The organism is Arenimonas sp. (assembly GCF_044348765.1).
Taxonomy (GTDB): Bacteria; Pseudomonadota; Gammaproteobacteria; order Xanthomonadales; family Xanthomonadaceae; genus Arenimonas.
The window spans coordinates 24,933-37,934 of record NZ_JBIKSE010000007.1; the positions used below are offsets into that span (position 1 = coordinate 24,933).

Annotated in this window: 11 protein-coding genes; 6 read left to right on the plus strand and 5 right to left on the minus strand. The window is 60.0% G+C overall.

Going from position 1 to position 13,002, the window contains the following annotated elements; genetic code table 11:
* The first annotated feature begins 20 nt into the window (after positions 1–20).
* The 3 genes from ACIQ0Q_RS02355 to ACIQ0Q_RS02365 all read left to right on the plus strand — a co-directional run bounded on the left by ACIQ0Q_RS02355 (position 21) and on the right by ACIQ0Q_RS02365 (position 4,114).
* Positions 21–1,388, plus strand: a complete 1,368-nt coding sequence (locus ACIQ0Q_RS02355; RefSeq protein WP_395771341.1) for an MATE family efflux transporter — start codon at positions 21–23, stop codon at positions 1,386–1,388.
* Positions 1,389–1,455: 67 nt separating this feature from the next.
* On the plus strand, positions 1,456–3,336 hold the full coding sequence (gene sppA / locus ACIQ0Q_RS02360) for a signal peptide peptidase SppA (RefSeq protein ID WP_395771342.1): 1,881 nt from the start codon (positions 1,456–1,458) through the stop codon (positions 3,334–3,336).
* Between the two features lie 4 nt (positions 3,337–3,340).
* On the plus strand, positions 3,341–4,114 hold the full coding sequence (locus tag ACIQ0Q_RS02365) for an SDR family oxidoreductase (RefSeq protein WP_395771343.1): 774 nt from the start codon (positions 3,341–3,343) through the stop codon (positions 4,112–4,114).
* A gap of 129 nt (positions 4,115–4,243) precedes the next feature.
* Here ACIQ0Q_RS02365 and ACIQ0Q_RS02370 read toward each other — a convergent pair whose 3' ends face one another.
* The 5 genes from ACIQ0Q_RS02370 to ACIQ0Q_RS02390 form a co-directional block, all read right to left on the minus strand.
* Positions 4,244–4,759: a GNAT family N-acetyltransferase gene (locus ACIQ0Q_RS02370; protein WP_395771344.1), complete on the minus strand. Its 516-nt coding sequence runs from the start codon at positions 4,757–4,759 to the stop codon at positions 4,244–4,246.
* A 14-nt stretch (positions 4,760–4,773) separates the two neighbouring features.
* Positions 4,774–7,263 (minus strand): DNA topoisomerase I, encoded by a 2,490-nt coding sequence (locus ACIQ0Q_RS02375; RefSeq protein WP_395771345.1) that lies wholly within the window; start codon positions 7,261–7,263, stop codon positions 4,774–4,776.
* A 113-nt stretch (positions 7,264–7,376) separates the two neighbouring features.
* Entirely contained in the window at positions 7,377–7,850 is a 474-nt protein-coding gene (locus ACIQ0Q_RS02380) for a DUF494 family protein (RefSeq protein ID WP_395771346.1), read from the minus strand.
* On the minus strand, positions 7,850–8,968 hold the full coding sequence (gene dprA, locus ACIQ0Q_RS02385; RefSeq protein WP_395771347.1) for a DNA-processing protein DprA: 1,119 nt from the start codon (positions 8,966–8,968) through the stop codon (positions 7,850–7,852). Before dprA ends, ACIQ0Q_RS02380 begins: the two co-directional genes overlap by 1 nt.
* 63 nt (positions 8,969–9,031) lie before the next feature.
* Positions 9,032–10,162, minus strand: coding sequence for a LysM peptidoglycan-binding domain-containing protein (locus ACIQ0Q_RS02390; RefSeq protein WP_395771348.1), 1,131 nt, complete (start codon positions 10,160–10,162; stop codon positions 9,032–9,034).
* A gap of 111 nt (positions 10,163–10,273) precedes the next feature.
* Between ACIQ0Q_RS02390 and def the strand changes: the two genes are divergently transcribed.
* Genes def through rsmB form a run of 3 tightly spaced genes read left to right on the plus strand, consistent with a single transcriptional unit; the run spans position 10,274 to position 13,002 of the window.
* Positions 10,274–10,783: a peptide deformylase gene (gene def, locus ACIQ0Q_RS02395; RefSeq protein ID WP_395771349.1), complete on the plus strand. Its 510-nt coding sequence runs from the start codon at positions 10,274–10,276 to the stop codon at positions 10,781–10,783.
* Positions 10,784–11,704 (plus strand): methionyl-tRNA formyltransferase, encoded by a 921-nt coding sequence (gene fmt / locus ACIQ0Q_RS02400; RefSeq protein ID WP_395771350.1) that lies wholly within the window; start codon positions 10,784–10,786, stop codon positions 11,702–11,704.
* Positions 11,701–13,002, plus strand: coding sequence for a 16S rRNA (cytosine(967)-C(5))-methyltransferase RsmB (gene rsmB / locus ACIQ0Q_RS02405; RefSeq protein ID WP_395771351.1), 1,302 nt, complete (start codon positions 11,701–11,703; stop codon positions 13,000–13,002). The genes fmt and rsmB overlap by 4 nt, the downstream gene beginning before the upstream one ends.

Consider the following 13,002-nt stretch of genomic DNA (forward strand, 5'->3'; position numbering starts at 1 on the left):
TTAAACTGGGTAATTCTCGAGTGGCCACTATGACGCATTCTCCTTCGTCCTGGCAACGGCTGCGCGCCGAGTCACGGATCACCTTCGCGCTCGCACTGCCCATCGCCATCGGTCAGCTGGCGTCCATGGCCATGAGCGTGGTGGACACCTTGTTGGCCGGACGCCATGGTCCAATTACTCTGGCGGCGGTAGCGGTCGGCAGCGCTATCTGGTCATTGGCGTTGTTGATCTGTGTTGGGCTGATGATGGCGATTCCGCCGACGGTTTCCCAGCTCAACGGTGCCGGTCGCCGTTCGGAAGTCGGTCCGGTCTGGCGTCAGGCGCTTTGGCTGGCGCTGGCCGTCGGCCTGTTGCTGCAACTATTCATGCGCTGGAGTCCGCAGCTGCTGGTGTGGATGCAGATTGCGCCCGAAGTGCTGGCCCCGGCCACGGCCTTCCTGCATGCCATCAGCTGGGGTGCGCCGGCACTGGCGCTGTTTTTCGCCACCCGCTATCTGAGCGAGGGGCTGTCCTGGACCCAGCCGACGCTGGTGTTCGGCATCGCCACGCTGATTCTACTGATTCCCATCGGTGCCCTCTTATTGTTCGGCTATGGTCCGATTCCGGAAATGGGTGCGGCTGGCTTGGGCTATGCCACCGCCATCGTGATGTGGCTGGAATTCATCGCCTTCGCCGTTTATTTGCAGCACTCCACGCATTTCCGCGATCTCGGTCTGCTCTCGCGCTTTGAATGGCCGAATCTCAAGGTTATCCGGGAGCTGTTGGTGCTTGGCGTGCCGATGGGTATCGCCATTTTCATGGAGGGCAGCCTGTTCGTGGCCACTGCCCTGTTCATCGGGCGCTTGGGCGCGGTGGATGTCGCCGCGCACCAGATTGCCCTGAATGTGGCCAGCGCTAGTTTCATGATTCCGCTCGGCGTGGCTCTGGCGACCACGGTCCGTGTCGGCCATGCCGTCGGTGCCGGCGATGTCGCGGCCGTGCGCTGGGCCATGCGTGCGGGGCTGTTGCTGGTCTTGATGACTCAGACCTTGTCGGCGCTGATGCTGATTTTCGGCGGGCATGTCATCAGCGGCTGGTATACCGATGACGCCGCCATCGCCGGTCTGGCCGCGACCTTGATGGTCTATGCCGCCGTATTCCAGTATCCGGATGGTATCCAGGCCCTGTCCGGTGGCGCTTTGCGTGGATTGAAAGATACCACGGTGCCGGCCATCATCACCGTATTCGCATACTGGGCGGTTGGCCTCAGTTCCGGCATCTATCTCGGCCTGGTGCTCGGCTTGCGTGCTCCGGGCTTCTGGATCGGCCTGAGCATCGGCCTGAGCGTAGCGGCGATACTGCTGTTCCTGCGCTTCCGGCGTGCGGTCGACAAACTCACGCGGCAATGACGAATGGCACACGAACCCCCGGCTGAATCGGGTATTCTAGATGCCTAATTCGAGGAGTTCCTGCGCCATGAGCGATGCCAAACCGGGCCCAATCCGCACCTTTTTCCAGTTTCTCTGGAACGCCATCAACTTCACCAATCATCTGGTGTTCAATCTTATCATGCTGTTTGTCCTGATTGGCATCCTTGCGGTGATTTCCGCCGGCATGTCGGCCAAGTCGTTCACGCCGATACGAGACAATACCGCGTTGGTGCTCGATCTCGAAGGTGTACTGGTCGAGCAGCGCACGGTCGACTCCATCAGTACCGCGCTGGCTGAAGTCCAGGGCGGTGGCGAGCGTGAAATCCTGCTACGCGATGTGTTGCGCATCATCAAAGCCGCCAAGAACGATTCGCACATCACCCATCTGGTGCTGAATACCGGCGGCTACAATGCGCCGGGAATGGCATCCACTCGCGAAATCGCCGCGGCTCTGAAGGATTTCAAGGCCAGCAAAAAGCCGGTATATGCCTTTGCCGATAACTACGAACAGAAACAATATCTGCTGGCGGCGCAGGCCGATAAAATATTCCTCGATCCCGAAGGTGCATTCTTTCCCGAAGGTCTCGGCCGCTACCGTTTGTTTTACCGTGAAGCGCTGCAGGACAAGCTCGGTCTGGATGTACATCTATTCCGTGTCGGCGAATTCAAATCGGCTGCCGAACCGTTCATTCTTGATGCCGCCTCGGAGGAATCCAAGCAGGCCGATTTGTACTGGATGAACGACATCTGGCAACGCTATCTGCAGCAGGTCGGTACCGCCCGCGGTATTGCCCCGGAGGCCATCGCCGCCGCCATCAAGGAATTACCGCAGCGTCTGGCAGCGGTCAAAGGCAATCTGGCGCAGTTGGCCTTGAATGAAAAATGGGTCGATGGGTTGAAAACCGCCTACGAGATGGAACAGTACCTGGTCGATCAAGGCGTTGCCTTCGATGACGAAAGCGGCAGCTTCCAGCAGATCGACATGATCGATTATCTCGGACACGTCAACAGTAAGGAAATGACCAAGCCGCAGGCGGATGCCGTGGCCGTGGTGGTCGCTCAGGGCGAAATCGTCGACGGTGAGCAGCCGCAGGGCATGGTCGGCGGCGTCAGCACCTCGGCACTGATCCGTGCCGCCCGCGAAGATGACGAGATCAAGGCCCTGGTGCTTCGGGTCGATTCGCCCGGCGGCAGCGTATTCGCTTCCGAGCAGATCCGCCGCGAAGTGGAATTGACCAAGGCCGCCGGCAAGCCGGTGGTGGTGTCGATGGCGAACGTGGCCGCTTCCGGCGGTTACTGGATTTCAATGAACGCCGACCGCATCTATGCCGATGAATCGACCATCACCGGTTCCATCGGTATCTTCGGCCTGATGATCCGCGCGCCACGGACGCTGGAAAAAATCGGTGTACGCTCCGACGGCGTCACCACCACGCCCTGGGCGGCCGCCTTCGACATGACCCGGCCGATGGACGACCCGACCAAGCAGGTGGTCCAGAGTGTCATCGACCATGGCTATTCACAGTTCATCAGCAAAGCTGCCAAAGCCCGCAAGCAGACGCCTGAGGCGATTGACGCCAACGCCCGCGGTCGTGTCTGGAGTGGATTCCAGGCCAAGCAGAAAGGCCTGATCGACGCCTTCGGTGGATTGCAGGTTGCCATTGATGATGCCGCCGCACGCGCCAAGCTGGGCAAGAACGATTACCGTGTGGATTACATCGAGGAGCCGATGTCGCCGTTCGAGCAGTTCGTTTCCAATCTCGCCGGCAACAGCGAAACCCAGGGTCTGGTGCGTTGGGCCTCGCCGGCACTCGGGCTGATCCAACAGACCCGCATGGGCCAACAGATCCGTGCCGATCTGCAATGGCTCGACCGCAACACCAGCAAATCGGTGAACGCCGTCGCGCATTGCTTCTGTACGTTCTGAGGCCATGCATCCGCGCTGGCGTCTGCAGCAACAGACCGCGCTGGTGACCGGCGCCAGTGCCGGCATCGGACGCGCTGCGGCGCGCGAGTTGGCCGGCCTCGGTGCCGAAGTCTTGCTAGTGGCGCGCGACGAAACCAAGCTGGCCGAAGCCGCCGCCGAGATCGAAGAGGAATGCGAGGGCGCGGTGGCGCGCTATTTCGCCGCCGATGTCAGCGATGCCGAGCAGCGCCAGGAAATCTTCGACTGGATCACCGATCTGGATCTGCCGCTGTCGATCCTGGTCAATAACGTCGGCACCAATATCCGCAAGCCCACGCTGGATCTCACCGAAAACGATTTCGCCGCCGTACTCGACACCAATGTGCATGCACTGTTCGAACTTGCGCGCTTGGCGCATCCGTTCCTCAAGCAGCACGGCAGCGCCAGCATCGTCAATGTCGGCAGCGTGTCCGGGCTGACCCATGTGCGCACTGGCCCGCTGTACGGCCTGAGCAAGGCCGCGGTGCACCAGCTCAGCAAAAACCTGGCCTGCGAATGGGCCAGTGACGGCATCCGCGTCAATTCGGTGGCGCCTTGGTACATCCGCACCCGGCGCACTTCCGAAGCGCTGTCGAATCCCGACTATTTCGAGGAAGTGATTTCACGCACGCCCATGCGCCGCATCGGCGAGCCGGAAGAAGTGGCGGCCGCCATTGCGTTTCTGTGCCTGCCGGCCGCCAGCTACATCACCGGCGAATGCATCGCGGTGGATGGCGGATTTCTGCGTTACGGTTTTTGACGCTCGGCCTGCTTCGCGCAGGACATCCGCCAATCCATATGTTTGCGGTTAGCACACTATCCGGGATGATCCGCATGTTGGTTATTGCAAGAATCTCCCGGGCCGAATGTCTGCCGCGGTGCTTTTAAGCTAAGGAGCCGCAATCACATAGCGCTGTATCAGATCGGCGGAATTTCCGTCCGATCTCTCGGAAATCAGCACGCCACCATTGGCCATGATCATTCTGGCGGACACCTCGTTGTGCTTATAGCAGTGAATGTGCAGCTCAGCGATGCCCCGCTTGCGCGCTTCTGCGATGGTGAGCGATAAAAGAAAATTCCCAAGGCCACGGCCACGCGCCTGCGGCCGAATGCCCATGCCAATATGGCCGCCGGCGTTGAAGATTCTTTCGTTCAGGATGTGGCGGAGATTCGATACTCCGACCAGCTCTCCGTGTTCAATGAGCCAATAGGTCGAGCTGGGCACATACCCTTCCGGCAAATTCCGCCCGGCTTCGATATCATTGAGCCGGCGCAGCAGCGCAGGAAAGTCCTTGTGGTCGAAGTCCAAGGGAAATGGGTAGCGCTCCTCGTCGCCGAGTTCCGCGATGTATGCACGGTAGCTGCTCTGGTATTTTGTACTTGGGCGGACCAGTTCGGCAGACATGCGGTATGCGGGTATCAGGCGTTTGCGGTTTTCTTCGCTGCTTTCTTGACAGACTTTTTGGCGGCTTTCTTAGTGGCCTTCTTTACCGTTTTTTTGACTGTGGCTTTCTTCTTTGCAGTTTTCTTGGCAGCCTTCTTCGCTGGTGTTTTTTTGGCGGCAGGTGTTTTCTTCGCGACGGCCTTCTTAGTGGCTTTCTTGGCGGCGCGACCGAACTTACGCACCGGCTTGCCTTCGGCCAGCAGGGCTTCGCATTCGTCCTGCGTCAATGAGGCCGGCTCGCGGTCTTTCGGAATCTTGGCATTGAACGCGCCATCGGTGATGTATGGACCGAAGCGGCCGTTGAGAATCTGGATCTCGGTGCCATCGAAGGTCTTGATGAAGCGGTTGGCCAGGTATTCGCGGCGGCCGTGAATCAGTTCAACCGCCTTATCCAGCTCGATCTGATACGGATCAATCTCTTTCGGAATCGACGCGAAGGTGTCGCCATGCTTCACGTACGGACCGAACTGGCCGATGGCGACCATGACCGGCTTGCCTTCCAGTTCGCCGAGGTCTTTCGGCAGCTCGAACAGTTTCAGTGCATCCGGAAGCTGCAGGGTGAAGATGCTCTGTTCCGGGCGCAGCGAGGCGAATTTGGGCTTGTCTTCGTCGTCCTTGCTGCCGATCTGCGCGAATGCGCCGTATTTGCCCATGCGCACCGATACCGGCTTGCCGGACACCGGATCGATGCCGAGATCGCGCTGGCCGGTGCCTTCCGAGCGGTTGACCTCGTCGGTCTTCTCGTCGAGCGTGGCCTTGAACTCTTTCCAGAATTTTTCCATCAGCACCGTCCACGGCTCCTCGCCGCGGGACACCGAGTCGAGCTCGTCTTCCAGTTTGGCGGTGAAGTCGTAGTCGACGTAATGTTCGAAATGCGAGGTCAAAAAGCGGTTGACCAGACGGCCGACGTCGGTCGGCCGGAACGCGCGGCTTTCCAGCAGTGCATAGGCCTTATAGATGAGGGTCTGGATGATGCTGGAGTAGGTCGATGGCCGTCCGATGCCGTACTCTTCCAGGGTTTTCACCAGGCTGGCCTCAGTGTAGCGCGGCGGCGGCTTGGTGAAGTGCTGTTCGCCGAGGATATCGTCGAGCGTGACGCTCTGGCCTTCGGCCAGTGGCGGCAGCTGGGTGTTGGCCTCGTCGTCCTCGCTGTCTTTCTGGTCCTTGCCTTCTTCGTACACCAGCAGGAAGCCCGGATCGACCACGGTGGTGCCGGTGGCGCGGAAACCGTGCTGCGGGCCGGCGGCGAGTTCGACGCTGACCGTGTTGAGCGTGGCCGGAATCATCTGGCAGGCCACTGCACGTTTCCAGATCAGTTCGTACAGACGGCGTTCGTCGTCGCTCAGGTATTTGCCGATGCGGGCCGGTGTGCGTCCGGCAAAGGTCGGCCGGATGGCCTCATGCGCTTCCTGGGCGTTCTTCGATTTCGATTTGTAGACGTTGGCTTCCGCCGGCAGGTTGTGTTTACCGAATTCCTGTGCGATGACCTCGCGCAACTGGCCGAGTGCTTCGCCGGAAAGACTGGTCGAGTCGGTACGCATGTAGCTGATCAGACCGACGGTGCCTTCTTCGCCGACGTTGACGCCTTCATACAGCTTCTGTGCGATCTGCATGGTTTTCTTGGTGGTGAAACCGAGCTTGCGCGCGGCCTCCTGCTGCAGGGTGGAGGTGATGAATGGCGGCGACGGGCGACGTTTGCGTTCCTTGCGGTTGACTTCCGCCACTTTCAAGGCGTTTCCGGCAGCGGCTTTTAGGCGCGCCAGTGCGACTTCCGCGGTTTTGCCATCGGTAATGCTGAATTGTTCGAACTTGCCGCCATCCAGCTTTACGCAACGGGCGCTGAAGCTCTGTCCTTTTTCCTGTAACTGGGCGGTGAACGACCAGTGCTCACGGCTGATAAAGGCCTCGATTTCGTCTTCGCGCTCGCAGATCAGGCGCAGTGCCGGCGACTGCACGCGTCCGGCCGACAGGCCGTTCTTGATTTTGCGCCACAGGATCGGCGACAGATTGAAACCGACCAGATGGTCGAGCGCCCGCCGCGCCTGGTAGGCGTCGACCAGATTACCGGCGATGGCGCGCGGATGTTCGACCGCATGCGCGATGGCCTTCGGGGTGATTTCGGTGAACACTACCCGATGCAGGGCTTTGCCCTTAAGCAGGCCCTTTTCCGTGAGAATCTCACCGATATGCCAGGCGATGGCCTCACCTTCACGGTCCGGATCGGAGGCCAGATAGACCGCATCGGCGTCCTTGGCGGCTTTAGTGATGGCGTCCACATACTTCTGGTTCTTTTCCTGCACTTCGTAGCGCATGGCGAAGTTGTCATCGACATTGACCGCACCGTCCTTGCCCGGAAGATCCCGGACATGCCCGTACGAGGCCAGAACCAGGAAGTCCTTGCCGAGGTATTTATTGATCGTTTTGGCTTTCGCCGGCGATTCAACAATCAGTAAATTTTTTGCCATGCGCTGCTCCGGAAAACGGGTGAAACAGAAGCCGAAGCCCGCACGCGGCGGGCTGGTTCTTTTTTATTAAGGCACCAAGTCGGGGGGTGCTGTCAAGTCCGGATGGCTGCCGATCAGTGCACCGGCTCGGGGTCATCGATGAAAATCTGGCTTTCCATCCAAGCAAATGCCGCTTCCGAGCCGGGCTGGTTGAACAGCACCATCAGCACTACCCATTTCAGATCATCCAATGCGATATCATCCTGATCCAGCGCCATGGCGCGATCGATGACCAGTTCGCGTTGCTCGGCCGAAATCACGCCATGCTGTTCGAGGAACATCAGAAAGCCGCGGGCTTCGACATCGAAGCGGTCGAGCTCGGCTTCTGCGAACAGACGCATCGGACCCTGCAGGGCGCTGGTTGCCGATTGCGGACGGTCCTGCGCGAGGGTTTCAAGCCAATCGAACGCCTTGCTGACTTCGGTGGGCGAAAAACCGGCCTGAATCAGATTGTTTTGCAGAGTGTCGGGGTCTTGAACCAGCTCGGGGTGGTCGTAGATGTAATGCTCGAAAAGGTAGAGTAAAACATTCAGTATCGATTCTTTCATTACCCTCTCGCTGACGGTGCGTCGTGCATCCCTCTATGGTAGCGACCGAAGTGGTTTTCAACCCAGCCCGACAGTTCCATGTCCATCAAAATGGACGAGATATCCGCTGCTGTCAATCCCGTGCGCAGACAGAGCGTGTCGATGGCTACCGCATCGTGTCCAAGTGCTTGCCACACTTGTTGTTGTTGGGTGTTCAGGCGCTGCGGTTCGGGCGAAGTCGTTGGCGGATTTGGCGGCAATTGCGCATCCGGGATTACGCCTGAAGCGTGAGCACCCAGGCTGCAGCCAAGGATGTATCGGACCTCCTCGGGCTGCTCGACCAGAAACGCCCCTTCACGGATCAGCTGGTGACAGCCGTAAGCGACCGGATTGTGGATCGAACCCGGCACCGCCATGACCTCTTTCCCCAGCTCAGCGGCCAGACGTGCGGTGATCAGAGCACCGGAACGGATTGCGGCCTCAATCACCAAGGTGCCCTGGCTGAGCGCCGCGATGATGCGGTTACGTGCCGGAAAGTGGCTGCGTAGGGCTGGCACGCCAGGCGGATGCTCGGTGACGATGGCACCGGCTTCGCAAATGCGCCGGTACAGTCCGGCATTGCTGCGCGGAAAGGCCAGGTCGGGCCCGGTAGCCAGTGCGGCGAGGGTATGTCCGGTGAGCAGCGCGCCCTCATGGGCGGCGGCATCGATGCCGCAGGCCAGTCCACTGGTGATGGTATAACCCTGTGCAGCCAACCTCCGAGCGAAATAATGGGCGCACTCGGTACCGGCCGCGCTCGCTTGGCGGGTACCGACGATGGCAATCTGCGGGTGCCAGAGCATGTCGCGTCGTCCGCGCACGAACAGGAAGGGCGGTGGCGAGGACGTTTGACGCAAGGACGGCGGATAATCGGGTTCATGCCAGGCGATCAGATGATTGCCGGAACCTTCAAGCCAGGCTCTGCCGCGGTCCAGGAGAGCTTGCTTCGCTTTCAGTCCGGGCTTCAAACTGCGGTCAAGTTGGCACAGGGCGTCCCATGCCATTGCCGGATCGCGGTAATGCATAAGTGCATCACGAATCTTCCCGGAGCGGGCGGTGCTGTGAATCAGTTGCAGGCAGGCCAGCGGGACATCTCTCATGTCCTAAACGATAACGGCACCCGAGGGCGCCGAGTATCGGAAAAGCTTCCGGTAACGTCAGGATTAATTCGCGTCGGGGTGGCGCAGGAAATAGCCTGGCATGATTGGCAAGGCATTGTTCATGACGATGGCATAACTGGTTTTGTCGAATGTACGGAACACCATCAGGGTGCCAACACGTTCCTGCGGCATGTGTTTGCGGTTGCTCTGCGCAGCGATTTCGTTGCCGTGTTTGATGCGATCGGCTTCGACATCACCCGGCCGCCAGATAGAGTAGGTATTGCCGTTAAGGACGCCCTGTAGACTGCCGAGCGGAATTGCTACGATGGTGCGACCGCCGGCGATCATGCCGTCACGTACGGCGATGATACGCATTTCCGCACCGATGTCTGGACCCGGGCTCGGATAGTAATAGGGGTCATAGTCGCCGCCGGCCGCCGGAGCGACGCGATCGCCCTGCCTGATTTCGCGGTTGGCTTCGGTCACGATGACGGTTGCGGTATCGCTGCTGAGTTTGCTGACCACGCCATTGGCGACGCGGACCATTTCGGTACCGACATAGGTCCGTGAGCCGGGCTTGTCGGACGTCGTGTTCCAGAGATGTTCGCCATCCACTGCCATACGATCGCCACGTGCATCCAGATGTGAAGTCGACAGACGGTTGTGGGGATTCATGTAACCGCTGCCGAAGTGCATCGTGGCGCGGAAAATTTCGACAGTTTCACCCACGCCGACATCCTTCAGGCCCTGCACATAAACCACCCGGTCGGTGGTCCCGAGCAGATGGCCTTCCTGATTGCCCAACACGTAGGGCATAGTCTTGAAATCGCTGGAAATGCGCAAATCTTTCAGGTAGGCGCGGTACATCGAGGTGTCAATCGCGCCGACCGGGGAGTCGCCGCTGCTGCGGGTACCGGAATCGTTCACGCTCAGGTAGGGCTTGCCGTCGATATAGACCAGCCGGACCATATCCCCGGGATAAATCAGGTTCGGGTTCTTGATCTGTGGATTGCCTTTCCAGATCTGCGGCCATTGCCAGGGTTTGTCGAGGAAGCGTCCGGCGATGTCCCAGAGGGTGTCGCCCTTTACCACGACATATTCGGTGGGGTGGCCGGTTTTGAGCGTATTGGCGGCGGCCGATTGCATGACCAACAGGCTGGCGCTCATGGTCAAAGCGACGAGTAATTTGCGCATGGTGAATCCCCCCTAACACTTCTTATTACTGACAATATAGCCGAAATCGCACCGATATTTGCAGCAGGGAGTAAAATAGCCTCCTGTCGAATTTTAAACCGGACAACGGCCATGAGTTTACTCACCATATTGGAATACCCCGACAAGCGTCTGCGCACGCTCGCCTCTCCCATCGAGGCGGTCGATACGGCCTTGTCTGCTCTGATCGATGACATGTTCGAGACCATGTACGATGCACCCGGAATCGGCTTGGCCGCGACCCAGGTCAATGTCCATAAGCAATTGCTAGTGCTTGACATTTCCGAAGATAAAAGTCAGCCGATGGTATTCATCAATCCGAAAATCGTGGCCCGCGACGGCAAGCAGGTGTATCAGGAAGGCTGTCTGTCCTTGCCGAACATCTACGCCGATGTCACCCGCTATAACCAGATTACCGTGGAGGCCCTCGACCGGTCCGGCCAGCCGTTCACGCTTCAGGCCGATGGCCTGCTCGCGGTCTGCATCCAGCATGAAATGGATCATCTGATCGGAAAAGTATTCGTCGACCATCTGTCGCCCCTGAAGCGTGCCTTGGCGGAAAAGAAGCTGGCTAAATTGCGCAAGCTCAGCGCCGAGGCCTGAGTGTCGCTACGCATCGTCTTTGCCGGCACGCCGGAATTCGCCGTACCTGCCCTGCGCGCCGGTGCCGCACGCGGCGAAGTCGTGGCGGTGTATACGCAACCCGATCGCCCCGCCGGCCGCGGCCGTCAGCTGCAGATGTCGCCGGTCAAACAGGCGGCGCTCGAACTTGGCCTGCCGGTCCAGCAGCCACTGAATTTCAAATCGGATGAAGCGCTGGACATGCTGCGCAGTCATGCTGCTGATCTGATGGTGGTCGTGGCCTATGGACTGATCCTGCCGCAGGCGGTGCTGGATACGCCGCGTCTGGGGTGCTGGAATGTTCATGCCTCGCTACTGCCGCGCTGGCGTGGTGCCGCACCGATCCAGCGCGCCATCGCATCTGGCGATACCGTGTCCGGCGTCTGTCTGATGCAGATGGAAAAGGGCTTGGATACCGGACCCGTGCTGCTGCAACTGAAAACACCGATCGGCCCGAAGGAGACCGGCGGCAGCCTGCACGACCGGCTTTCGCAGCTGGGTGCGGAAGTGCTGCGTGACGGCCTGGCCCTGGCCCGCGCCGGCATGACGTTGCAGGCGGAAGCGCAGCCGAAAGACGGCGTCACCTATGCGCGCAAAATCGAAAAATCCGAAGCGAAACTGGATTGGACCCTCGCCGCCAAATCCCTTGCGGACAAAGTCCGCGCCTTCAACCCGTGGCCGGTGGCCGAAACCGAGTTGCAGGGCGAGCGCTTGCGCGTGTATCAGGCGATAGGGCTTGACCACAATTCCGGCAAACCGCCGGGAACAGTTCTGGCCGCTGGCAAAGACGGCATCGATGTCGCCTGTGGGCAGGGTGCGTTGCGATTGCTGGCAGTCCAGCGCGACGGCGGGCGCGTGCAGTCGGCGGCCGAATATCTCAACGCCCGGCCGCTGGCGCTTTGAACAGCGCCGGCGCCCAGCTCCGGGTTTCCGCGGCACGGGCCATACATCAGATCTTTCAGGGACGTTCGCTGAAAGCGGTATTGGCGCAGGAACGCAGTGCTTTCGCCGACGGCCGTGACCGCGCCCTGTTGGAGGCGATGACGGTCGGTACCGTACGGCATCGGCGCCGCCTCGAATTTGCATTGGGCCGTTTTCTGAGCAAGCCGCTGGCCCCGAGCGAACCGCTCAGCCATGCCCTATTGCTGGTGGGGCTCACGCAATTGCATTTGCTGATGCTGGCACCGCATGCCGCGGTATCGGCGACGGTGGAAGCTGCACGCGAGCTCGGCAAGGGCGCGCATGCCGCCTTGATCAACGCGGTGCTGCGCCGCAGCCAACGCGAGGGCTTGCCGGCCAGTGACGACATCGGCATCCAGGAAAGCCATCCCGACTGGCTGTTGACGCGCCTGCGTGCGGATTGGCCGGAGTCCTGGGCCGACATCGTCGCCGCCAATAACCGGGTGGCACCGCTGTGGCTGCGCATTCCCGGGGGATCGCAGGAGCGCGAGGCTATCGCCGCCGCACTGCAAACGCAGATGATTGCGCACCGGATTTCCGAAATCGCAGCGCAGGCCATCCGCATCGATGCCGCCATCGCACCGATGCAATTGCCGGGCTGGCCGGAAGGCCGCATTGCGGTACAGGATCTGTCGGCGCAGCTTCCGGCCATTGCGCTGGCAGTGAAAGCGGGTGAAACGGTCTGGGACATGTGTGCCGCCCCCGGTGGCAAGTCGGCGCAATTACTGGAAGCCACACCGACCATGTTGCTGCTCACCGACAGCGAAGCCGACCGGATTCCGAAAATAAACGCGCTGTTCGCGCGTCTTGGCTGTGGCGAGGATGCCGCTGCTGTGCATGCCTTGGATGCCACACAGCCGCTTCAGGAATCCCTGCCACAGCAGTTCGATGCCATTCTTCTCGATGCACCATGTTCGGCCACCGGCATCATCCGCCGGCAACCGGATGTGAAATGGCACCGGCGTGAGAAGGACATCGGCGCACTTAACACTCTGCAATGGCGTCTTCTGAAAAACGCCTGGCGGCATCTGCGTCCAGGCGGACGTCTTTTGTACAGCACCTGCTCGGTGCTGAAGGCGGAAAATGAATTGCTGATCGGCCAGTTCCTACAGCAGCATGCTGATGCCAATGCTTTGCCCCTGGATGCCCGTTTTGGTAGAGTCAGCGGAGTCGGCCGGCAACGGATGCCTGGCGAGGATGATGGTGATGGATTTTATTACGCGTTGTTGCATAAGGTCTGA